This is a genomic window from Pseudenhygromyxa sp. WMMC2535 (assembly GCF_011083025.2).
Map to the genome: position 1 here is coordinate 8,664,133 of NZ_JABJWV010000001.1, position 23,210 is coordinate 8,687,342.

16 protein-coding genes are annotated in these 23,210 nt (G+C 71.1%); 8 read left to right on the forward strand and 8 right to left on the reverse strand.

The genetic code is table 11. The annotated features are described in order from the left end of the window. Positions 1 to 29: 29 nt before the first annotated feature. Positions 30 to 3,206 (reverse strand): efflux RND transporter permease subunit, encoded by a 3,177-nt coding sequence (locus G6O69_RS33495; RefSeq protein WP_346017117.1) that lies wholly within the window; start codon positions 3,204 to 3,206, stop codon positions 30 to 32. A 16-nt stretch (positions 3,207 to 3,222) separates the two neighbouring features. Further along, the gene (locus tag G6O69_RS33500; protein ID WP_172307540.1) at positions 3,223 to 4,419 is read right to left on the reverse strand and encodes an efflux RND transporter periplasmic adaptor subunit; all 1,197 of its coding nucleotides are present in this window, start codon (positions 4,417 to 4,419) and stop codon (positions 3,223 to 3,225) included. Positions 4,420 to 4,790: 371 nt separating this feature from the next. Here G6O69_RS33500 and G6O69_RS33505 point away from each other — a divergent pair, with 371 nt between their 5' ends. Next, a complete protein-coding gene (locus G6O69_RS33505) occupies positions 4,791 to 5,156 on the forward strand; it encodes a hypothetical protein (RefSeq protein ID WP_172307541.1) in 366 nt (121 codons plus the stop codon). Between the two features lie 130 nt (positions 5,157 to 5,286). Here G6O69_RS33505 and G6O69_RS33510 read toward each other — a convergent pair whose 3' ends face one another. After that, a complete protein-coding gene (locus G6O69_RS33510; protein WP_172307542.1) occupies positions 5,287 to 5,607 on the reverse strand; it encodes a PilZ domain-containing protein in 321 nt (106 codons plus the stop codon). A gap of 66 nt (positions 5,608 to 5,673) precedes the next feature. After that, the gene (locus G6O69_RS33515) at positions 5,674 to 6,135 is read right to left on the reverse strand and encodes a hotdog fold thioesterase (RefSeq protein ID WP_172307543.1); all 462 of its coding nucleotides are present in this window, start codon (positions 6,133 to 6,135) and stop codon (positions 5,674 to 5,676) included. 671 nt (positions 6,136 to 6,806) lie between these two features. Between G6O69_RS33515 and G6O69_RS33520 the strand changes: the two genes are divergently transcribed. Genes G6O69_RS33520 through G6O69_RS33540 form a run of 5 tightly spaced genes read left to right on the forward strand, consistent with a single transcriptional unit; the run spans position 6,807 to position 14,739 of the window. Beyond that, on the forward strand, positions 6,807 to 9,479 hold the full coding sequence (locus G6O69_RS33520) for a DEAD/DEAH box helicase (RefSeq protein ID WP_172307544.1): 2,673 nt from the start codon (positions 6,807 to 6,809) through the stop codon (positions 9,477 to 9,479). Positions 9,480 to 9,484: 5 nt separating this feature from the next. After that, on the forward strand, positions 9,485 to 11,362 hold the full coding sequence (locus tag G6O69_RS33525) for a ribonuclease H-like domain-containing protein (protein ID WP_255216750.1): 1,878 nt from the start codon (positions 9,485 to 9,487) through the stop codon (positions 11,360 to 11,362). 32 nt (positions 11,363 to 11,394) lie between these two features. Then, positions 11,395 to 12,306 carry a hypothetical protein gene (locus tag G6O69_RS33530; protein ID WP_176397243.1) on the forward strand — a complete coding sequence of 304 codons (912 nt, stop codon included), beginning with the start codon at positions 11,395 to 11,397 and terminating at the stop codon, positions 12,304 to 12,306. Positions 12,307 to 12,331: 25 nt separating this feature from the next. Continuing rightward, on the forward strand, positions 12,332 to 12,745 hold the full coding sequence (locus G6O69_RS33535) for a cytochrome c (protein WP_176397244.1): 414 nt from the start codon (positions 12,332 to 12,334) through the stop codon (positions 12,743 to 12,745). 2 nt (positions 12,746 to 12,747) lie between these two features. Continuing rightward, positions 12,748 to 14,739, forward strand: coding sequence for a DNA methyltransferase (locus G6O69_RS33540; protein WP_172307548.1), 1,992 nt, complete (start codon positions 12,748 to 12,750; stop codon positions 14,737 to 14,739). Positions 14,740 to 14,774: 35 nt separating this feature from the next. Here the strand turns inward: G6O69_RS33540 and G6O69_RS33545 are convergent, their stop codons facing one another. After that, the gene (locus tag G6O69_RS33545) at positions 14,775 to 15,317 is read right to left on the reverse strand and encodes a hypothetical protein (RefSeq protein WP_172307549.1); all 543 of its coding nucleotides are present in this window, start codon (positions 15,315 to 15,317) and stop codon (positions 14,775 to 14,777) included. A gap of 243 nt (positions 15,318 to 15,560) precedes the next feature. Between G6O69_RS33545 and G6O69_RS33550 the strand changes: the two genes are divergently transcribed. Next, entirely contained in the window at positions 15,561 to 17,639 is a 2,079-nt protein-coding gene (locus G6O69_RS33550) for an ATP-binding cassette domain-containing protein (RefSeq protein ID WP_172307550.1), read from the forward strand. A 39-nt stretch (positions 17,640 to 17,678) separates the two neighbouring features. Here the strand turns inward: G6O69_RS33550 and G6O69_RS33555 are convergent, their stop codons facing one another. After that, positions 17,679 to 19,289, reverse strand: coding sequence for a caspase family protein (locus G6O69_RS33555; protein ID WP_172307551.1), 1,611 nt, complete (start codon positions 19,287 to 19,289; stop codon positions 17,679 to 17,681). Between the two features lie 288 nt (positions 19,290 to 19,577). Between G6O69_RS33555 and G6O69_RS33560 the strand changes: the two genes are divergently transcribed. Next, complete coding sequence (locus tag G6O69_RS33560) at positions 19,578 to 22,211, forward strand: serine/threonine-protein kinase (RefSeq protein ID WP_172307552.1); 2,634 nt, start codon at positions 19,578 to 19,580, stop codon at positions 22,209 to 22,211. 26 nt (positions 22,212 to 22,237) lie between these two features. Here the strand turns inward: G6O69_RS33560 and G6O69_RS33565 are convergent, their stop codons facing one another. Together G6O69_RS33565 and G6O69_RS33570 are read right to left on the reverse strand one after the other, a co-directional pair. Continuing rightward, the gene (locus tag G6O69_RS33565; RefSeq protein ID WP_172307553.1) at positions 22,238 to 22,861 is read right to left on the reverse strand and encodes an IS630 family transposase; all 624 of its coding nucleotides are present in this window, start codon (positions 22,859 to 22,861) and stop codon (positions 22,238 to 22,240) included. Next, complete coding sequence (locus G6O69_RS33570; protein WP_172307554.1) at positions 22,809 to 23,192, reverse strand: transposase; 384 nt, start codon at positions 23,190 to 23,192, stop codon at positions 22,809 to 22,811. Before G6O69_RS33570 ends, G6O69_RS33565 begins: the two co-directional genes overlap by 53 nt. Positions 23,193 to 23,210: the final 18 nt, after the last annotated feature.

Genomic DNA, 23,210 nt, shown 5'->3' on the forward strand with positions numbered 1-23,210 from the left:
GGCGACGCCGCGAACACAGGGCGCGCCCGCTAGGTGCGACCACGCCTGCGCACGGTCGTGAACACGGCGGGGATCAGCAGCAAGGTCAGCGCCGTCGAAGCCGCCAGCCCGCCGAGCACCGCCCGAGCCATGGGCGCCTGGGCGTCGGCACCCTCACCGATGCCCAGGGCGAGGGGCAGCAGCGCCAGCACCGTGGTCAGCGTCGTCATCAAGATCGGCCGCAGGCGCCGGCGCCCGGCCTCGCGCGCCGCGTCGATGGCCGCCAGCCCCTCTTCTTCCTCCAGGCGCCGGGCCTGATCCACGATCAAGATCGCGTTGTTGACGACGATCCCCCCGAGCATGATGCAGCCGATGAAGGACTGGACGTTGAGGGTCGTGGCCGTGGCCGCGAGGATCACCAGCACCCCGATGGCGGCGACGGGGACCGAGAGCATGACGATCAGCGGGTCGCGCAGCGACTCGAACTGCGCAGCCAGGACCATGTAGACGAGGGCCAGCGCGAGGACCAAGGAGATCATCAGCTCGCCGAAGGCCTCCTGCTGCTCCTCGAAGCTGCCGGCCACGCGCAGCTCGTAGCCCTCGGGGCGGGGTAGCTCGGACAGGCGAGCCTCGATGTCACGCGCCACCGAGCCGAGGTCGCGGCCGGCGACGTTGGCCTTCACCCGGACCAGGCGACGCTGGTCCTTGCGCTCGATGACGATCGGCCCGCGCCCTTGCTCCACGCGCACGACGCTGCGCAGCGCGACCTGTTCGCCGCTGGGCGTGGTCAGGGTCAGGTCGAGGATCTCCGAGAGCGGCAGGTGCTCCGCGTCGGCGAGCTGGACCAAGATCCGGTAGGCGTAGCCGCGGATCCGGTACTCGCCCGCCCGCGCTCCCGCGACCGCGATCTCGAGCACCTCGGCGACGTCGCGCGGGCTCAGGCCCACGCTCGCCGCCTTGGCCCGATCGACCTCGATGCTCGCCTGGGGCACGCCGGCCTCGAGGCTGAGCTCGACATCGCTGACCCCGGGGACCTCGGCGACGAGCTCGGACGCGCGCTGGGCCAGGGCGTCGAGGGTCTCGATGTCGAAGCCGCGGACCTCGACGACCAGACCCTCGTCGCCGCCCAGCACCCGCTCGAGCAGGAACTGACCCTGGGGCGCGCGGGTGCGGATCTCCATGCCCGGAATCTCGCCGCGGAGCTGCTCGCGCAGCGTGTCGGCGATCTCGACGTTCGAGCGCTCGCGCTGCGTGGCGGGAACCAACGTCAGGCGCAGCTCGCCGCGGTAGGCCGAGCTCGTGTCGCGGGCCACCGCGGCGATGCTCGTGACCGAGGACAGGGCCTCGGGCACCTGCGGGTACACCCGGGCCTCGAGCAGCTGGGTCTGGCGATCGAGCAGCTCCAGGCGGGTGCCCACGGCCATCTCGCCGGTGACCCGAACCTCGCCCTCGTCGCTGGGCGGCAAGAATTCCGTCCCGATCGTGGGGATCAGCGCGAGGCTGGCGAGCAGCGCCAAGAAGGCCACGGTGATGGTCCGTCCGCGGTGCTCGAGGGCGCCGGCGAGCACCGCCGTGTAGCGCGTCTCGACGGCCTCGAAGGCCCGCTGGGCGCGATCGGCCAGGCGCGCGCCCAGGCCCGAGCGCAGCTGTGAGGGCGCGCCCTCACCCTCGCTCACGCTCTCGCCCGTGCCCTCATCATCATCGCCCTCGCGCTTCTCCGCCCCTTCGCGCGTCCCTGCCCCCTCGCCCGGTCCGCGCCCGCGCAAGAACTTGGCCGCGAGCATCGGCACCAGGCTCAGCGAGACCAGCAGCGAGCAACTGAGCGTGAACGCGATGACCAGAGCGAGGTCGACGAAGAGCACCCCCGACACGCCGCCGACGAACGCGAGGGGCAAGAAGATCACCAGGGTCGTCAGCGTACTCGCGACGATCGCCGGGCCGACCTCGGCGGTGCCGGCGATCGCCGCCACGGCGATGTCCTCGCCGTGCTCGTCGCGGCGACGAAAGATGTTCTCGAGCACGACGATCGCGTTGTCGACCATCATGCCCACGCCCAGGGCCAGCCCGCCGAGGGTCATCAGGTTGAGGGTCAGCCCCGAGAACTCGAGCAGCGCGAAGCTGGCGATCAGCGAGACCGGGATCGCCACGGCGATCACCCCCGTGCTCCGCAGGTTGCGCAGGAAGAAGAGCAGCACGACGATCGCCAGCAGCCCGCCATAGACCACGGACTGGGCCACGTTGGAGAGCGAGCGCTCGATGAAGTTGCCCTGGTTGATGACCGGGACGACGCGGACCTCGGGGAAGTCGCGGTTGATGGCCTCGACCTCGGCGAGCACGCGCTGGGCGACCTCGACGGTGTTGGCGTCGGACTGCTTGCGGATCGCCAGGCGCAGGCCTCGCTCGCCGTTGACCCGGGCCAGGCGGTCGAGCTTCTCGTAGGTGTCGCGGACCTCGGCGACCTGGCGCAGCGCGACGGGGTCGCCCCCGCGGACGGCGATCACCGTGGCGCGGATCTGCTCGAGGTCGCTGAACTGCGCCGGCGCGCGCACGCTGACCGCCTCTTGCCCGCGCTCGATGCTCCCCGCGGGCAGGTCGACGTTGGCGTCGACGAGGGCCTGGCGGATGTCGTCGAGGGGGATGCCGAGGGCGCGGACGCGGGCGGGGTCGAGCTCCACGCGGATCTCCCGGCGAAACTCGCCCCAGGGGTCGACCTGGGCCACGCCGGGGATCTGCGAGAAGCGGTTGCGCAGCTGCTCGTCGACCAAGGTCGTGAGCGAGACGGGGTCGAGGCCGCTCGAGATCCCGAGCACGACCACCGGGAAGCTGCCGACGTCGAACTTGCTGACCCGCGGGCGGACGATGTCCTCGGGCAGCTCGTTGATCTCGTCTTGCAGCTTGGCGTCGACGTCGACGGCCGCGAGGTCGACCTGGGTGCCCCAGCCGAAGCTGACCTTGACCCGGCTCTCGCCCTCGGAGGATGTCGACTCGAGCTTCTCGACCCCGGGGACCGTGGCGACGATCTCCTCGACGATTGTCGTCACCCGCTGCTCCATGACCTCCGGGTTGGCGCCCTCGTACTCGGTCTGGATGGTGACCGTGGGCAGCTCGATCTTCGGCAGCAGGTCGATCTGTAGCCGGGCCAGGGACACGCCGCCGAGCACGACCACGATCAGCGTGAGCATCAGCGTCAGCACCGGACGCCGGACGCTGACCTCGGCGAGCTTCACCGCGTCCCCCTCGGGCTCATGGCGCCCCCTGCCCCGCGTCCACGGTCGGGCCGCCGCCGACCCCCGCGGGCACGACCACGCTGGCCCCATCCGCGAGCTGCTGCTGACCGAGCACGACCACCGGCCCCACGAGGGGCTCCCCGTCGGCGGTGGCCACGGCGACGCGCTCGCCCTCCTCGACGCCGAGGGTCACGGCTCGCTGGCGGACCCGTCGCTCGCCTTCGCCGGTCTCGCGGACCTCGAAGACCACGTGTTCGCCCTCGCGCTCGACCACCGCGGCGGCCGGGACGATCGTCGCGTCCTCGATGCGCGAGAGCACCACCTCGGCGCGCACGAACATCCCGGGCTTGAGGCGCCGGTCTGGGTTTGGGACCTCGACCTCGACCCGGGCCTGGCGCGACTCGGCGCGGAACACCGGCGCGATCCGGGCGATCTCGCCGGGGAAGGACTCGCCAGGGAAAGCGTCGGCGACGATGGTCACGGCCATGCCCTCGCGCAGGGCGACGTAGTCGGCCTCGGTCACCGACAGCCCGATGATCACCGGATCGAGCTCGACGATCTCGAACAGCGCCGCGTTGACCGCGAGCGCGTCGCCTTCGTCGGCGTAGCGGACCGCGACCACGCGCTCGTCGTCGCCGGCCTCCCAGTCCGCGGTGATCGCCGCCTCGCCGCGGCGGATCTTCGCGGCCGCGTGGGTCGCCTTCGCACGGATCGCCTCGGCGCGCGCGACCTCGAGATCGGCCGCGGCCGCGAGCGCGTCGGCCTCGGCCTCGTCCAGATCCTGCGCCGAGACGATGCTCCGCGCGTGGAGCTTGCGGGCGCGATCCCGGTCGCGCTCGGCGATCTCCAGGGCCTTGGCGGCGGCGCTCGAGCGCGCGTTGGCGACGGTCATGTCCGCCCGGGCCCCCGCCTCGGCCTGGCCGAGCTCCGCGTCATCGAGGGTCGCCACCACCTGACCGCGGCGAACCGGGTCCCCAATGTCGACATCGATGGCGGCCACGCGCCCCGCCACTCGCGGCGCCAAGGTGAACGCGGCCGAGGCCTCCACCGAGGCCGTGAAGCCGCGTCGACGGGCGATTGGACCGTGTTCGACGGCGGCGAGCTCGACCGCGACGGCGCCCGCCTCGGCGCCGCCGACCCCAGCGTCATCGCTCCGCCAGTACCTCAGGCCGACGAGGCCTCCGGCCAGCACGAGGGTCGAGACGAGGGCCACCGCCCATGTCCTTTGACGAGGCACGCGAGGACGAGAGCCTACCAGCTGAACTGAAGATCCATGTTCAACGCGATGTGCGGAAGCGGACTGGTGTGCGGTGCAGGAGCCCGGCGAGGCCGCCGCCGGATGCCGAGGTCCAGGCGCGACGTGGCGCACTGCGATCCACAGCGCGCTCAGGCAGCCATCGGGGCATGGATTCGACTCGTCTGCCGCACGAGGAGCCGCGCTGGATTTCACCGCTGGCTGCTAGAGCGCGTCTGGCCGAAGCCGTGCTGGGCCCACTGCGAGCGCCGAATGACAACGCCAGCGAGGTCCCCAGACGCACCCTGGGCTGTGGGATCGAACCGATTGGTGCTCTAGACTCGAGGCGCGTGTTCACGCTCCTCGCCCTCGTCCTCGCAGCTTTGCTCGCGGGGGTCTTCTTTGGACTCGGTACCCCAAACCGGGCCCGCGCCATCGAGGGTGGACGAGGCCACGCGCCATCGCTGCCGCCCGCGAGCGCGCTCCCCGGCGGGGATCCCAGCCGCGCCATCGAGGTCGAGTCGCCCGCGGTGATCGAGGGCCGCGCGCGACGCTCTCCCTGCCCCGTCTGTGGCAGCGCGGTCCGCTGCGTCGAGCACCGCGCCGAGGTCCTGGCGGACAACCGCTACCGCGTCGCCCGCGTGAAGTGTCCGCGCTGTGGTTTTGCGCGCGACGTGTGGTTCGTGGTCCAGGCGCGCTTCGATAAGTTCGCCTGAGCCCGCTCGCTACGCTCGGCCTCCTCGGCCTCCTCGGCCCACCAAAGGGGATGTCCTCGAGCTTGCTTCGCGGATGCATCCGCTTCGCTCTCGACGCGGACTCGAAGCTCGGGCACTTCGCCCCGGCGCTTCAGCTGGCCCGCGCGAGCAGCCCCTCGACGTGGACCGCGAGCGCCGTCGGCACGGGCTGCTCGAACTCCACGCCGACCATCCCCGGCAGCACCGTCGAGACCCAGCGGACCACCGCCTCGACCTCGATCGCGCCGAGCGCTGGGATGTCGACGACCAGCGCCAAGACCTCGCCCGCCTCGGGCGGTGGCTCCAGCTGCACCGAGATCATCGCGCCGATGTCACTGACGTTCTCGGTCTCGCCTCGACCGACGCGCTCTCCCAGGCGCACCGCCAGCTCGTAGTTCACGGCCACCCGTGGCCGCGTGCGCAGATCCGACACCGGATCAGTTTAGGCTCCACGCCTCTAACTACCGATTTTTGAGCGAATTTCGCGGGTCCGCGAGCTTCACTCGCTGCGTCGCACCACGTTGTAGACGGCCTGCGCCGTGGCGATGGGCTCTCCCTCTTCACCCGCTGCGGGCAACGCGTGGGCGAAGACTTCCATGCGCGTGACCGCGACCTTGTTGCCCATGCGAATCACCTTCGCGCGGCACAACAGGTCCTGCGACGGACCGGGACGCAGGTAGTCGACGCGCAGGTCGACGGTCGAGACGCGGTCGTCGCGGTTGTCGAGCATCGAGAAGCAGACCGCCCCACCGGAGGTGTCCGCGAGCATCGAGATCACGCCGCCATGCACCGCAGGACGCGTCGGATCGCCAATTAGCCGGTCGTTCCAGGGGATCCGCAGCACGCACTCGCCACGCACGAGACGATCGACGTGCACGCCCAACATGGCGTTGAAGGGGATGCCTGCTTCCATGAAGCGCGCGAGACCTGCGAACTCGGGGGCGACGTCTTTCGACTGCACGCACGCAAAGCACCACGCGCGAACTGCCTGCGCAAGCGAGCAAGGATCTCGCCTCGAGATCGGGACGAGCTCGTGCTCGCGCGATGAAAATTTTGGTCGCGGCGCGAGCACTTCGCGACGCCATCGCTCGCCCCGAGAAGATCCCTTCCCCATCGAAAAGCGAGGCGATCACAATGGCTTAGGGTGGTGCGCGGAGCGCACATCGGACCTTTGAGAGCCCGGCGCTCTACCCGCAAACGCGACCGCGTCACCTGCGCCATTTTTCCGAGCCGATCGCGCGGCCTGCGAAAGTGGATCAACGAGCGTTCGCGGGCACCTTGACGGCAGGACTGAACGAGTGCTACGAGTGGTCACTCGTTCAGTGCAGGCGAGATCCGCTTTCAATGCTAGAGCACTCATCAGGCTTTCCCCGCGCACGGACCCTCCTTCCAGAAACGCCGGATCCTCCTTCAAAATCAAGCGTTTCTGCGCGCGCGGGGAAGCCTGATGTTTTCAGGCGGCCGAGTTCAGCGCCATCGAGCGGGGACTCGGCCGCCGCCTTTTCGACCCCCGAGCACGAGCGACTGATCGAGCGCCTCGGCGCGCTCCGGCAGCTCGAGCTCACCACGATCCGCCGCGAAGCCGCGAGGCCGGCACGCTTCGCCGACTGGCCCGCGTGGATCGAGCCGCGCGTGCGCGAGGCTTTCGCTCTGCGCGGCGTACAGCGCCCGTGGGCGCACCAGGCCAGCGCCCTGGACTCGCTCTTCGCGGGTCGAGATCTGCTGCTCTCGACGGCGACGGCCTCCGGCAAGTCGTTCTGCTACCAGGCGCCGGTGCTCCAGGCCGCGCTCCAAGACCCCAGCGCGCGCGCGCTCTTCTTGTTCCCCACCAAGGCCCTCGCGCGCGACCAGATCGAAGCGCTGCGCAGCTTGGTCGCCCCCGGCACGAGCCTCGCGGGTTGCCTGGGCGCGGGCACCTACGACGGCGATACGCCGCCGGATCAGCGTCGCATAGCCCGTGTTCGCGCTCACGTGATCGCCACCAACCCCGACATGCTGCATCGCGCCGTGCTGCCGCATCACGACCGCTGGGCCACCTTCCTCGGCGGTCTGCGCTACGTCGTGATCGACGAGCTGCACTGCTATCGCGGCGTGTTCGGCAGCCACGTGGCCAACGTCTTGCGACGCCTGTGGCGAGCCTGCGCCTTCCACGGCTCGCAGCCCCAGATCATCGGGTGCTCGGCGACCATCGCCAACCCGCGCGAGCTCGCGTCGGCGCTGTGCGCCCGCGATCGCTTCGATCTCGTCGACGAGAGCACGGCCCCCCTCGGGCCGCGCACCTTCGTGATCATGAACCCCGCCGTGGTCGACCCGCTCACCGGGGTGCGCCGCGACTACCTCAAGGCCACGCGCACGGTGCTGGCCGAGCTCCGCCGCGAGCGGATGACCACCCTCGCCTTTTGCCGCACGCGCAAGGCCGTCGAGCTGCTCACCCGCTACCTGCGCGAGGACGAGTCCGGCGTCCGCGAGGAGCAGCGCTCACCGCTGGCGCCGAGCGACGCGCTGGCCCAACAGCCCAGCATGACCACGCCGGACATGCCCCGCTTTGGCCCCTCGCAGGCCGTGGGTCCGTGGGCGCGCATGCGCGCTCGCCCCAACGCCTCCACTCGCACGGCTGCCGGCGCATCGGCGGCCGAGAGTCTCGACGTGCCAGCCTCCGCGCCCTCGTCCACCACGCCCATCGATCCCGGCGCGGCAGCGCGCGCGCGCCGGAGCATCCGGGGCTACCGCGGCGGCTACCTCCCGGAGCACCGCCGCGAGATCGAGGACGCCCTGCGCCGCGGCGAGGCCGAGGTCGTCGCCTCGACCAACGCCCTCGAGCTCGGCATGGACATCGGCAGCCTCGACGCCGTGGTCCTCGCTGGCTACCCCGGCACGCGCGCGGCCACGTGGCAGCGCTCCGGCCGCGCGGGCCGTCGTCAGGCGCCCTCGCTCACCGTCATGGTGCTCTCCTCGCGGCCCCTCGATCAGTTCCTCGCCGCCGCGCCGGAGTTCTTGTTCTCCGAGCCGCCCGAGCACGCGCGCGTCGACGCCTTCAACCCCGAGGTGCTGATCCCGCACCTGCGCTGCGCCGCCTACGAGCTGCCCTTTGGCTTCTCGGATGCTGATCAGCCTGATCAGCCTGATCAGCCTGATCAGGCCGCTCAGGCCACCCCCGACTGGTGGCGAAGCTGGGGCGGCCTCGATCCCGCCGAGCTCTCGGGCGCGCTCGACTACCTGTCCGAGCGCGGGGCCCTGCTGCGCGAGCAGGACCCCGACGGCGGCCGCCGCTTCTACGCGATCGGTTCGTCCTTCCCCGCCGAGGGCGTGGATCTGCGCGGCACCATCGAAGAAAACTTCAGCGTGCTCGAGGAGCGCCCCGGCGACCTCGCCGACGGCCGCGTCCTCGCCGAGGTCGACTTCGAGGACGCGCCCCTCTACCTGCACCCCGGCGCGATCTATCCCATCGAGGGCAAGACCTTCGAGGTCCGCCGCCTCGACTGGGACGAGCGCAAGGCCTACGTCCGCGAGGTCAGCGCGCACTACTACACCGAGGCGGTCTGCAAGCTGCGGGTGCGCATGCTCGAGGGCGATGACGCGGACGGGACCCAGGCTCGGCCCAAGCTCACCGCGCTCCCGCCGGGAGATCCGCGCCGCGTCCACGCCGGCACCGGCTACGCCCACGTGGTCCGGGCCGTGCCCGGCTTCAAGAAGCTGCGCTTTCGAACCCACGAGAACATCGGCTTTGGCCCGGTGCGCCTGCCCGACCTCGAGCTGCACACGGTCGCCGCCTACTGGGCTTTTCCCGACGCGCTGCTGGCCCAGCTCGGGGATCCCCACCGCCGCGCCAACGCGGCCCTCGCCGCTGCCCACGCCATCCACCACGTCGCGGCCATGGTGCTGATGTGCGAGGTCGGCGATCTCCGCCACGCGGTCACCTCGGGCGTGCCCGGCCCCGACGGCGTCGCGGCCTGGGCCCCCGTCGGCCTCGGTCGACCCAAGCCCGAGGCGAGCCTCGTCGCTGGCGGCCGGCCCACCATCTACCTCTACGACGACCTCCCCGGCGGCGCCGGACTGGCCACGCGCATCCACGGCCTGGGCCGCGACTTCTTCGAGCACGTGCTCGCCGTCGCCCGTGGCTGCGGCTGCGGACACGGCTGCCCGACCTGCATCGGCACCGAGGTCGCCCTCGACCCCCCCACGATGGGCGCCGCCCCCGATCCCGCCCTCGAGCTCCACGCGCGCCGCCACGCCCGGGCCGACCTCCTCGCCACCCTCGAGGCTTTTTGCGAGGGCCTCGAGCCGGCCGCGGAGGTGTGGGCGTGAGCCTGATGATGCGCCTTCGCCACGCCCGGGCGCTGTCCTCGGACGCGACGGGGCAGCGCGCCGCGGCCACGGCCAGCACTGGCAGCGACGCGGCGAGCGAAGAACGCTTCGCCCCGCGGCTCGCCGCCGAGGACGATGTGGGCATCGACCCGCGAGGGAACGCGCGGCATCGGGCCGACAGCCGCACGGAGCTCGGCAATGCGGACCTTCGCCACGACCCCCGCGCCGACGCGGCCCTTCGCCGCCTCCCCCAGCTCCGCGCGCGACTGCGCGCTCAGCTCCCCGGCGCCCCCAAGCCCGCGCTCCGGCCCGACACGGCGCCCTCCCACCGCGCTCCCCAAGCCCCCCAAGTCCCCCACCGTGCCCCCCAGGGGCTCGAGCGCGCTCTCGCTGCGCCCTCCAGCGCCCTCGCCTCGACTCCCCCCGCTCCCAGCGGCCTCGAGCTGGCCACCCAGGGCCTCGGCTTCACCCGCCGCGAGCACAGCTGGAGCCTCACCCCGGGCCGCGACCAGCCGCTCCTCGACGGCTCCTTCGCGTCTTTGCGCCTGCCCGAGCTCTCCGCCCTGGGCCGCGCGCTGATCCAGCTGGGCGCCGACCGAGGCGAGCGGCCGGTGTTCATCGACTGCGAGACCACCGGCCTGGCCAGCGCCTCCCAGCCCTTCGTGATCGGCCTGCTCTGGCACGAGGGCACGCGCCTGCGCAGCTGCCAGTGGGTGCTCGGTCGGGTCGGCGGCGAGGGGGCGATGCTCGCGGACATGCTGACCACCCTGCGCCGCCTCGAGCCCGCGCCGCTGCTGAGCTTCAACGGCGCCAGCTTCGACCTCCCGCTCCTGCGCCTGCGGGCGCAGCGGCATCACATCGCCTCCCCCGAGCTCGACGGCCCGCACCTCGACCTCCTCCACCGCGCCCGCCGGATGTGGCGCGGCCACTTCCCCGACTGCCGCCTGGGCACCCTCGAGCGCCACGTCCTCGGCCTCGAGCGCCGCGGCGACCTGCCCTCCTCGGAGATCCCCGCGGCCTTCTGGGAGGCCCTGCGTGGAGACCTCGGCCCGCTCGAGCAGGTCTGCGACCACAACCTCGCCGATCTCCTCACGCTCCCGGCCATCGCCGCCCGCCTGGCCCAGGCCATCTCGGCCCCGGCGGACCTCGGCGCGGCCATGCGCGCGGCCCGGCACCTCCAGACCATGGGGCTCGAGGACCAGGCCCGCGAGCTGCTCGCGAGCTGGGTCGAGCCCGCGCTGCGCCCCAAGCCCGCGCAGCGTCCCAATCAAGACGAGGGCGCGCCCGGGGTCGCTCGCCCGCGCGTCGCCGCCTTCGGCCAGGCCCGCGGCGCGACGCCACGCTCCGGCCGCGGCGAGCCCACCCAGGCCGAGCTCATGACCGCCGCCCTCGAGCTCGCCAGCTTGCACCGGCGCGCAGGCGAGCGACCCCGGGCGGCCAAGCTGTGGCGCTTCGCGTGGACTTGCGATCCTCGCTCGCCCGCCGCGGCCGAGGCCTGGGCCAAGCACCTCGAGCACTACGAGGGGGACTTCGCCGAGGCCCTCGCCGTCACCCGAGGCTCGCGCCTCCCCTGCCCCAAGCGCCTCGCCCGGCTCGAGCGCCGCCTGCACGAACACGGCGAACACCCGCCCACGAACACGACCCGGCTCGCGGCCCAGCTCGCGACCGGGACCTCGAGCGCTCCCACGCGCAGCGCCGAGCCGATCTCCGCCCCGAGCCTCCCCCAGCGCGCCCCCCTCGAGCGCCCCGCGGAGATCGACCCCGCGCGAGCTGGCGAGCCCAGGCGCCCCGCGACGCCTCCACCCGCGAGCCGTCCCCAGAGCTTCGGCGCCCCACTCGCCAAGGAGCGCCCAAACTCTCGCGTCTATCGGCTCTACCGATAGGGCTGCGGCCCCGTGATACCTTCCAGCCTCCGGTGCCCAGCCTCCCGACCACGCGCCGCCCAGAGCTTGGCCCTCGTCCAAGGGCGAAGCTCTGGGCGGCGACCCTGAGCGCGGCGCTGCCCCTCACGGCTGGGCTCGGCTCCGGGTGCACCAGCTTGCAGCCGCAGCTGCACCCCACGGACATCCAGGCCCTCGAGCAGCTCGAAGATCGCGAGGATCGTGAGCAGGCCCTGGCCGACAACGTCATCAACGAGGTCGAGGACGCCCGCGGGGTCCGCTACGTCAAAGGTGATCGCCTCGGCGCGCGCCCCCGCGGCTGGCAGTCCCTCGATCTCGTCCTGCGGTCCGACCGCAACTCCGCCGCCGCCCTACCCGAAAAGCAGATCCGCGCGGCCCGGGTGCTCACCGGCCTGATCGTCGCCAGCGCCGTGGTCACCGTCGGGGGCTTCACCGCCTCCGCCCGCGAGGGCCTGGATCTCTCGCGCCTCAACGGGACCGGGGCGATCATGCTGACCGGCGGCGTCCTCACCTTGGGCTTTGCGATCAGCGCCGGCGTCATGTGGGGCAAGTCCCGCCGCGGCTACGAGCGCGCCATCGACATCTACAACGACAGCCTCGGCCTGCGCCTGGGCATCTACGACGCCGAGGGCAGCTACATCCCGCCCGCCGGGGTCCTGGTCGACGAAGAGGGCTTCATCATCCTCGACCAGCGCGAGCTGATCACGCCCGGTGGCAGCCAGACCAAGCCCAGGCCCGCGCCCAAGCTCGAGAACCCGCCCCTCGAGTTCCCGCAGCCCCAAAACCCGCCCGCGCCCCAGCCGGCCGCGCAGCCCGAGGCCGCCCCCGCCCCGCAGCCCGGCGCCGAGACGGCCGCGATCACGCCTGCAGCGCCCACGGGCGAGCCCAGCCTCGTCGGCCCCGCCCGCGGCCAGACCCGGCTCTGAGCGCCAGCCTTGACCTGGGCCGGACGTGCGCAATCATCCCCCCAACGTGCGACCTTCGTCGACTCTCGCGCTCGCGCTCGCCCTCGCCACGCTGAGCACCGGATGCAGCCAGACCGCTGGCCCCGAGCAGACCCTCTCGGGCAAGCAGATCTACGACCGCCACTGCGCGCGCTGCCACGGCGACGACGGGCGGCCGACCAAGGCCTCGCCCGGCGCCCGTGACCTCAGCAACCGCAGCTACATCGACAGCCTCGGCGACAAGAAGATCCGCGCGGCGATCATGTCGGGCCGCCCCGCCATGGGCCCCGGGCAGCCCCCGGCCATGCCCGCCTTTGGCAACCAGTTCTCGGAGCCCGAGCTCCAGGTGCTGATCGGCTACGTGCGCAGCCTGTCCAACCCCGAGCTCGGCCCCTCGAACCTCGAGCCCCCCAGCAAGTAGCCGTGGGCGACAAAGCTGGCGTCGAGCTGCTGTGGCCGGGCAAGTACGTCGACGGCCAGCGCGCCCCGCTCGAGGATCGCGGCGCGACCTTGCGCGAGCGCGAGCACCTGCTGCCCGCGGCGCTCAGTGATCCCTCCAGCGCCGAGCCCGAGCCCGATCCTGCCGCGCCCAGTGATCCCATCAGCGCCGAGCTCGAGCCTGCCGCGCCCGACCTCTCTCCCCTCGGCCCCGCCGCGCTGATCCTCGGCGACAACCTCCTCGCCCTCGAGGCCCTCGTCCGCGCCCACCCCGAACGCGCCGACCTGATCTACATCGACCCGCCCTTTGCGACCGGCAGCCGCTTCGCCCTCGCGCGCCGCCTGGGCGAGGACGACAACACCGGCGAGCTGCGCCTGCCCGCCTTCGACGACGCCTGGGAGGACGGCCTCGCCGGCTTCCTGCGCATGCTCGACCCGCGCCTGCGCCTGCTCCACCGCCTGCTCGCCCCGACCGGCAGCCTCTACCTCCACGTCGACCCCACCGTCGGCCACGCGGTCAAGCTGCTGCTCGACGAGATCTTCGGCCCCGGCTGCTTTCAGCGCGAGATCGTGTGGCGGATCGGCTGGCTGTCGGGCTTCAAGACCCGCGCGCGCAACTGGATCCGCAACCACGACCTGATCTTCTTCTACACCAAGGACCCGCGCGCCTTCACCTTCAACAAGCGCTGGGTCCCGCACCCCAAGGGCTACAAGCGCCGCGACGGCAAGCCCTCCAAAGCGCCGGGCGTGCCCATGGAGGACGTGTGGAACGCCAACGCCGTCGAGGCCGACCTGCGCGGCAAGGCGTCTTTGGACTCGATCCAGATCAAGAGCTTCTCGCGCGAGAAGACCGGCTGGGCCACGCAGAAAAACGAGAGCCTGCTGCGGCGGATCATCGAGGCCTCGAGCAACCCCGGGGACCTCGTCGTCGACGTCTTCGCCGGCTCCGGGACCACCGCGGCCGTCGCCACCGCGCTCGGGCGGCGCGTGTGGACCTGCGACCACGCCGAGGCCGCCGTGCAGATCACCCGCGCGCGCCTGCTCGACGCCGGCGTGGCGGACCTGCGGGTGTTCGAGCTCGACGCGCGCGAGCGCAGCCTTCGCCTCGCCGAGGTCGAGCCCGGGCAGCTGCGCGCGTGGCTGCTCGCCCAGCTCGGGGCGGATCCAGCCGCGCCCAGCGGCGCCTCCGCTGCGCGCGAGGGCGATCCTGCCGGCGCCGACGCAGCCGACCACGCGAGCGTGCTCGAGGGCGACGCCGACGCCCCGGTCTTCGCTCGCCGCGGCGACGTCGCCCTCGTCGTCGCGCCCCCCGGGCTCCGCGTCGACGACGACCTGCGCGCCGCTGCCCTCGAACACGCCCGCGCCCTCGGCTGCGCCAGCGTCGAGCTGCTGGCCTTCGACTGGCCGCTCCCCCTCGCCGAGCGCACCACCACCGCCACCACCCCCACCACGACCGCCGCCCCCACGAGCCCCGACAGCACGGGCGCCCCCCTGCTCATCGAGCTCGAGCCCACCCGCGGCCTCTTCGAAGCCAGCGTCCGCGCCTGCCCGTGGATCCACGGCGGCGTGGCCATCCGCGAGCGCCCCCGCGTCCGCGTCGCCCTCGAGCCCCTCGCCGAGGCCCCGGATGGCTCGGACTCGGACTCGTCTTCACCCTCTGCTCAGCCGCGCGCGGGCCTCGGCCGAGCGCGCGCGACCTTGATCGAGGTCACCTGGCAGCGCCCCGAGCACCTGCCCGAGCCCCTGCGCGCGCGGCCTTTTCACGAGCGCCTGCTCGGCTGGTCCCTCGCCCTCGCCGAGGCTCCCACCGCGCCCCTCGCCCTCGCCTGGCGCGAGCGCGGCCGCGGCCCCCTCGAGCTCAGCGCCACGCTCGACATCCCCTGCGCGGGCCCCAGCGCGAGCGAGCTGCGCCTGAGCATCGAGGACGTCCTCGGCCACCGCACCCAGCTACGCGTCGTCCACGGCGCGACGCGCTGAGCTGGCGAGGGACGTGGGGCGCCGGACCCCCTCGCTCAGCCTGGCGCCACCTCGGGGATCGCCCGGCGCTGGCCATCGATCTCCAGCTCGGGCCGCGCGTCCTCGTCCTCCCAGACCATCCACCGGCTCAGATCCATGGCCGCGGCGTTGCGCAAGCGAACACCCAGCGGCCGCCCGCTCTCGCGCGCCGGCGCCGTGCAGCGCAGCCCCGCCCCGGGCTCCTCCCACAGGCTCTCGGGATCCAGCGCCACCCGCCGCCCGTCATCGAGGAGCAGCTGCGGCCCGCTCTCGCCCTCGCCCCGCGCCTCGTCCACCCGCAGCGCCCGCAGCGGAAGGTCGTCACACTTCAGATAGAGCCACTGGCCCCCGGTCAGCCCAGAGCCCAGGGTGACCTCGCCCGCCTCCGTCACGTCGAGGCAAGCGCGGAAGAAGTCGACAACCCCGGGGTGGGTGATCGCGTCGCCCTCGAAATTGAAGTTCCCCTGGCGATCCATGCGCAGCGGGAAGCCTCGGCGGAGCTTCTCGAGCACGGCGGGATCCAGGCCACCGAGGGCCGCGGGCGCGCTTTCGTCGGTCATGGTCGCAGTCTAGTGTGCGCGCCGGAGGACTTGAAGAGCCCCAGGCTTGGAGCACCGGCCGCTGACTTCGTTGCTCGTCAGTCATTTGTGCCCGACAAACTCCCTCCTCGCGCCTCGTCAGCGACCGGCGGTCCGGCGCCTGAGACCCTTCAAGTCCTCTGGCGCGCACACTAGCAGCCCGCGGATGAAGCCTGGCGCCCCCCGACTTTGGCCCGGCCGCGTCCTTTGCTATCTACGGCCGCCGTGAGCCTCGTCGTCTTTGAAAAGGTCTCGCTGGGCTTCGGCAAGAAGACCATCGTCAACGAACTCGACCTGCGCATCGGCGAGCACGATCGCCTTGGCGTCGTCGGCCCCAACGGCTCGGGCAAGTCGACCCTGCTCAAGCTGCTCGCGGATCAGATGCGCCCCGACGAGGGTCGCGTGACCCGGGCCCGCGGCCTGCGCCTGGGCTACCTGCCCCAGGACATCGCCCTCGAGGGCGGCCGCTCGCTGATCGAATTCATCCGCGCCAGCGTGCCGGGGCGCGAGTCCCTCGACGAGGAACTGATCGCCGTCGAGGCCGATCTCAACGCGGCCCAGCGCGCCGTCGAGGCCGGCGAGCGCCCCCTCGACGACCCCGAGCTCATGGACCTCGCCACGCGCATGGCCGACCTCCAGGAGCTGCGCACCCACTTCGAGACCCACTACTCCGAGCACGAGGCCCTGCAGATCCTCGCGGGCCTCGGCTTCGCCGACGCCGATCATCAGCGCGACCTCGGCGAGTTCAGCGGCGGCTGGAAGATGCGCGCCGTGCTCGCGGCGCTGCTCTTTCAGCGCCCCGACCTGCTGCTCCTCGACGAGCCCACAAACCACCTCGACATGCCCTCCGTGGCCTGGTTCGGCGCGTTCTTGAAGCGCTACCGCAAGGCCTTCTTGCTGATCTGCCACGACCTCGAGTTCATCGACGAGCAGATCGATCGCGTGATCAGCTTCGAGCCCGAGGGCCTGCGCCAGGCCCGGGGCAACGTCACCGCCTACCGCAAGCTCCGCGAAGAAGAAGAGATCATCCTCGAGAACAAGGCCCGCAACATCGCCCGCGAGCGCGAGAAGGCCGAGCAGTTCATCGAGCGCTTCCGGGCCCAGGCCAACAAGGCCAAGGCCGTGCAGAGCCGCGTCAAGCAGCTCGAGAAGCTCGAGGAGGTCCCCGTCTTCGAGCGCCGCCAGATCATGCGCTTTCGCTTCCCGCCCTGCGGCCGCTCCGGCGCCGAGACCATCAGCATCCGCGGGCTGAAGAAGGCCTACGGCGACCACGTGGTGTTCCCCGGCCTCGACCTCCGCGTCGCCCGCGGCGACAAGATCGGCATCATCGGCGTCAACGGGGCCGGCAAGACCACCTTGCTGCGGATGATCGCCGGCGAGATCCCCCACGACGGCGGCGAGCTCGAGCTCGGCCACAAGGTCGACCCCGGCTACTACGCCCAGCACCACGCCGAGTCCCTCAACCACGAGCTCACGATCCAGCAAGAGGTCGCCCTCGCCGACCCCGAGGCCGGCCAGACCCGCGTGCGCACCATCCTCGGCTCGTTCTTGTTCTCCGGCGACGACGTCGACAAGAAGGTCGGCGTGCTCTCGGGCGGCGAGCGGGCCCGCGTGGCCCTGGCCAAGCTGCTGATCAGGCCCGGCAACTTGCTGCTCATGGACGAGCCCACCAACCACCTCGACCTCGAGTCGAGCGAGAGCCTCGCCGAGTCCCTGGCCACCTACGACGGCACCTTGCTCTTCGTCAGCCACAACCGCAGCTTCGTGCGCAAGCTGGCCACCAAGATCTGGAACGTCCACGACGGCACCGTCGAGATCTACCCCGGCACCCTCGACGAATATCTACACAGCGCGGCCGAGCGCGGCGACGAGCTCGAGGCCGTCGCCGCCGGCAAGGTCGAGCGCCCCACCCAGCAGCCCAGCTCCGCCGTCGCGCCCACCAGCGAGCCCGCGCCCAGCACCAAAGCCAGCGCCAAGGCCCAGGAGCCCGAGCCCAAGCGCAACCGCGCCGCCGAGCGCGAGCGCAAGCGCAAGGAGGCCGAAGAGCGCACGCGCCGAGCCAAGCGCCTCAAGCCGCTGGAGCGCAAGGTCAGCGAGCTCGAGGCCCGCATCGCCGAGATCGAAGACGCCCAAAAGCAGCGCTCCGTGGAGCTCGCGGATCCGGGCGTCTATGAGGACGAAGAGCGCCGGCGAGGGTTGTTGGACGCGTACCAGGAGGGGGCGGCGAAGCTCGAGGAGCTCAATGGACGGTGGGAGTTTGCGTCCTTGGAGCTGGAGGAGGCGCGCGAGGGGCTCGAAGACTGAGCGGAGCAGAGCGGCTCGTCGGTGGGGAACACCCCCCTTCTAGCGGCTGCGCGCGACCACCTCGAAGGGCACAATCTCGCAGGCCCAGTGCATGAGCGGGGCGGGCTCTCCCCGTTTTTTCTCTCGCCCAGAGGGCCCCTTTCGCAGCCCAGAGGCCCGCACACGCAGCCCTTGCATCGCGAACGCATCCTCGCTCGAGTGCGCCGGCGCATGCACGAGATGTCCGAGCTCGAGGGGCGAGGTCGTGGCCAGGAGAACGAGCTGGGCCCGACCGGGCAGAGCCGAGGGCAGCCTCAACCCCTGCTCACCAGCACCCACGCGCCAACCCAGGGCCTCACGATCCCCGCGCTCGATCTCCAACCCCTGAGGCAAGCGCGAGTTGAGCTGCCAGGGTCGCCCGCTCGCGTCCACGTAGATCACGTTGATGAACCAGTGCGTCGCCCGTGGCGTTCGGGCGTCGAAGCGAAGCCAGATCCGATCGTCCACAGATACGCGCGCGCCCTCGTGGGGTAGGCGCTGCCCGTCTCCCCTGGCCCAGGTCCACGCGAAGGGCAGCTCGCTGCGCGGCCAGGGCCCCTCGCCATCGCAGAGCGCACGCAGCCCCGACAGCCAGGCCACCTCCAGCGCCCGCCGCTCTTCCTCCTCGCCCCCCTCGCCCCCCTCGCCCCCCTCGACATCGAAGAGCAACATCGCCGCGTTCGACTTCAGCTCGCTCACATCGATCCCCTCGGCAAAGCGAAGCCGCGAGCGATTGAGCTCCACGTTCACCACTTGCCCCTCGGCGAGCAACGCTGGCCTTCCCCCGACCTCTGCCAGGGGGCTGAGCACGCCCCAGTGCTGCCCCTCGACGACCCCCTGGAGCGCCCCGGCGCGCAGCCAAGCGCTCCGATGATCCTCCGCGTCCGCGCTCATCCCCACGCTGTGCACACGCAGCGAGTCCTGCGAGGAGAAGAGCAAGCGCTCGTGTGGCCCCGCGAAGCACACCCACTGGCCTTCACCAATCTTCTCGAAGACACGCTGCCGGACCCGTCGCGCGAGGCCGCCCCAAGTCAGCCGCTCTCGCTGCGCATCAAACTCCTCGAAGGTGTCGAGCAGCGCCTGTGTGAAGTGGCCAATATGACCGCTTGGGGTCGCCTTCGCGTAGCACTCGGCCTTGGCGCTGCCCCCCACGAGTCGAATCATCCCCGGGTGAGAGTCGGCCGCGAGGGCGTACTCGCGCGACAAGACAGCTCGCGCCCACGCCGGCGCGTCCGTGCGCCGCAGCGTCCTCGCGCCCCGCCCCTCGCGGATGACCTGCCCGGCATAGCAGCAGTCCAGGACGCAGACGACGCTCCTCCCCTCATCGGCGAGCGAGCTCAACTTCGCGCTCAGCTCGATCCCCAAGACCGCCTCGAAGCTGCTCTGTGCCTCCCCAGCCGACTCCCGGCGACAGGTCACGTAGCCCAGGCGCTCCCCGGCCAGCGCCTCGAGATCCCCGAACTCTGCGCGTCCCCCATGGCCAAAGTAGTAGAAGAGACACACCTCGGCCTGATCTCGCCGACAGCGATCGATCCACTCGTCGAGGCCCGTCAAGATGCCCTCGCGTGTGCTGCTCGGCCCGACGCAGCGCTCGAATTCGAAGTCGAAACGCGCCTCCAGAGCCTGCGCCACCAAGTCGATCGCCTCCCCGATGACCAGCGCTCCGGACCCCCTCTCCTCCCCAACACCAACTAGAAAAGCGCGCCTCCGTAGCGGGTCCCTGTTCGTCTTCATGGGCGAGGAGTGGTCCGTGCTCCCTCTTCGATCACGCCCAAGCCAAGAAATATCCCCGCGCAGTGAGCGCGTGAATTTATTTTTACTTCGTCCTCGATCGAACAGCGCCCAGCGACCACTCCACCCACGATGACAGACCCCCTCAGCAACCCCAGGGTTGTTAGGCTGCCTCGCCCGAGACAGCCGATGACCGCCAACGGGGAAAGAGACGACACGCCACCCGATGACTGGGACGGCACCGAGGACCTCGACGAAGAGGCCCAGCAGGAGCTCCAGCGCCTCCAGGCCTCCCTCGGCCTGATCGACGGCGCGCCCAAGCGGCTCATCGCCGACCGCTACGAGATCATCGCGCGCCAGGGCCAAGGCGGGATGGGCGTGGTCTATCGCGCCCGAGACCTCCGCCTCGACCGCGAGGTCGCGCTGAAGCTCGTCCGCAACCGCCTCTTTCGTGACGACGAGCGCCTCAAGGATCGCCTCGAGCGCGAGGCCAAGGCCCTCGCCAAGCTCGAGGGCAAGGACCACATCGTCAGCGTCCACGACGTCGGGCGGACGGGCGAGCGCGTCTACTTCACCATGCCCTTCGTCCGCGGGCAGGACCTGCGCCGCTGGCAAGAGCGAGGCTCGCACAATCTCGATCAACTCCTCGATCTCTACCTCCAGGCCGCGCGGGGGCTGGCCGCGGCCCATGCCCTCGGCATCGTCCACCGCGACTTCAAGCCCGCCAACGTCCTGATCCGCACGGAGGACCACCGAGCCCTGGTCGCGGACTTCGGCATCGCCGAGGCCGTGACCAAGACCGACACGCCGCCAGAGGGCCTCGACGCCCCCAGCTTTCGAGACGAACGCCTGACCAGGACCGGCGCGCTGCTCGGGACGCTGCCCTATATCGCCCCCGAGCGGATCCCCGGCCCAGCGCGCGCCGCCCTGTCCGGGAGCCCCGCCAGCGATCAGTTCAGCTTCTGCGTCGCGCTGTGGGAGGCCATCGCCCTCGAGCCCCCCTTTCCTGCGCAGACCATCGATCAGCTGCTCGCCCGGGTTCGAGCCCCACCAGCGGGGGCGAGCAAGATCCCCGCGTGGCTGCGCCCGCTGCTTCGTCGCGGCCTGCGGGTCGACCCCGAGGCTCGCTTTCCGAGCATGAACGCGCTCATCCGCGCGATCGAGCGGCGCAGAGCGCTGCGTCGCAGGCGACGAAGCATCCTGATCTCCACATTGCTCGTCGGCGCGCTCGCGCTGCTCGGCCTCATGCTCGCCATCCGCAGCGCCGCCAAGCTCGAGCTCGACACCCAAGTCTCGTGCACGGGCGTCGCAGCCGTGGCCGAGCGCGTCTGGGGCGAGGACCAGCGCCAGGCGGTGCTCGCAAACACCGAGCTCGCCCCCAACACCTTGCCCGGCGTCGTCGAGCAGCTCGACGACCTCATGAACGAGTGGGTCGGCGCCACCGAGCAGATCTGCGCCGAGGCGGGCGGGCTGCGCTTCGACGACGAGCGCCTCGCATGTGCAGGCCGCTGGTTCTCCGTGGCCTCGGGCTACATCGAGCTCCTCACCGACCTCGAGGAGCCCGAGGTCGCCGCTCGAGCGGGGCAGCTCATCGATCGGCTCCGCCCTCCGGCCAACGACTTTTGCGCCTTCGTCCCGCCAGCGAAGGTCGACTTCAACATCTGGGTACGAGCCGATCAGGCTCGCGCAGCCGCGCTCATCGGGCTCAGCGAGCGAGCCGACGCCCTCTCTCGAGAGGCCGTCGATCTCGCCGAGCGGGACCAGGGCACCCCCGATCTGGCTCAGGCATACGCCACCCGCGCAGAGGTCCTCACCCGCGCGGGTCGCTACACGGAAGCACTGCACAGCTTCGAGATGGCCGACACCCAAGCACACCTGTCCGGAGAACTCGAACAAGAGCTCAGCAACCAGGTGCTCTGGGCCAAGGTCTTCGCAATCTCCACTCGCGACCTCCTCGACTACGACAGGGCCCTCGACGCCATCCGGGCCAAGCAGTTGCTGCTTCCCGGAATCGAGCCCGAACCCCTTCGCGCCCAGCTGGCGGCCGAGCTCGAGGACGCGGCTGGCGTCGTCGACTACCAGCGCGACGCCTACGAGGACGCCCTCGCCCACCACGAGCGCGCCCTCGCGCTGCTCGGCGACCTCGAGCTCCCGGAGCTCCGCGCCAAGATTCAGATCAGCCGCGCCAACGCGCTCACCATGCTCGACCGCAACGACGAGGCCCGAGAGGCCTACCGCAGCGCGCTCGAGCAGCTGCAGAGCGCCGGCGTGCCGCCCAGCCACGCGACCTTGCTCGACGTCGAGCTCGCCCTCGGCATCCTCGAGGCAGAAGCGAGCCACCCCCTCGCCTTCGAGATCCTCGATCGAGTCATCGAACATAGCGACGGCAGGCGCAAGCTCAGCGCCCTCAACCAGGCGCTCCAGCTCGCCTTGAACCTCGACGACGAGGCACACATCCGATCGCTCTCTCCGCGCGTGCTCGCGCTCGCCGAGCTCGAGCCTCGCGACGAGTCCCAGCTCTCGCTGAATCGCCACGCCCGCGCCAACGTGGCGACGGCCCTCGTCCTTCTCGCAGATCCCAAAGGCGAGGCGCTATTCGACGAGCTCCTCGCCCGCGAGGACACACCTTCCCGCAGCCTCGACTTCCACAAGAGCCGCGTACGCGCGCTCGAGGACCGAGACGACTGCATCAAGGCCGCGTCGGCCCTGGCCGAACTCGACGGCCATGTCCGCGCGCACGATCTCGTCGACGATGACTTTCTGAGCTGGCGCGGCAATCGTGAGCGTCACGACTGCCAACACGCGCCCTTCTCCAACCGCTAGAAAAACCACTAGTGTACGGATCAGAATCACGGAAGGCGATATCCACAGTACTTGAGCCAGCCGAGTGCGTCCGAGGCTCGGATCCGACGCAGGGACCTACGCATCGCCTTCTTGAGCTCGCTGACGGTCGTGGGCATCGCTCGGCGTATCCAAGCTTTGACCTTCGCCCAAGCGGCCTCGATCGGGTTGAAGTCGGGACTGTACCGGGGCAAGCGGACGACCTTCGCACCCGTCTCGAGCACCGCAGCCACGACCTCTGCATTCTTGTGCATGTTGATGTTATCCCAGCAAACGATGTCGCCCGGCTCGAGCGTGGGAGCCAGGCGCTGTCGGACGAAGCGCAGAAAGTCAGCGGTCTTGACCCCGCCATCGGTCGTCATCAAGGCGCTGATGCCGTCGACGCGCAAGGCCGCGATCATCGAGACGTTGCGACCGCGGGAATAGGGCTCGTGCGGTCCGTAGAGCGGCTCGCCGCGTGGGGACCAGCCCCGGCGCGGACCAATCCCTGGATGCGTGCCCGATTCGTCCACGAAGACGAGACGTCCGATGTCGAGTCGCCGCTGTCGCAACCGAAACTGGGCGCGCTCCTCGGCGACGTCAGCTCGGTCCCGCTGGGGAGCGTAGGGAGTTTTTTTTGAAGCTGAGGCCAAGTTGGTGAAGCGCCCGGAGGATCGTCGAGCGATGGACCCGGTTCTTGGGAAATCGTCGATTGAAGCGCGCCGAGAGGTGGTAGGAGCCGAGGTAGGGGTCCTTCTCCATCTCGCCACGAATCCACTGGAGGTGGCGCTCCTTCAACTTGGGCGTCCGGCCAGGTGGACTCTTCGGCACCAAGCTCTCGCCTTGGCGCAGCTTCCGCGAGATGCGTTCGACGGTGGTGACCGAGACGGAGAAGCGCTCGGCGATGAGGGGCTGACTTTCTTCGCCAGCTTCGATGGCTTCGGCGATCCGGGTGCGGAGGTCGACGGAGATTGGCGTCGTCACCCGGCCAGTAGATCACCA

Bases quoted from the DNA above. Each gene is read 5' to 3' on its own strand.
- G6O69_RS33525 (WP_255216750.1), top strand. From the start codon at position 9,485: ATGATGCGCCTTCGCCACGCCCGGGCGCTGTCCTCGGACGCGACGGGG.
- G6O69_RS33545 (WP_172307549.1), bottom strand. From the start codon at position 15,317: ATGACCGACGAAAGCGCGCCCGCGGCCCTCGGTGGCCTGGATCCCGCC.
- G6O69_RS33560 (WP_172307552.1), top strand. From the start codon at position 19,578: ATGACCGCCAACGGGGAAAGAGACGACACGCCACCCGATGACTGGGAC.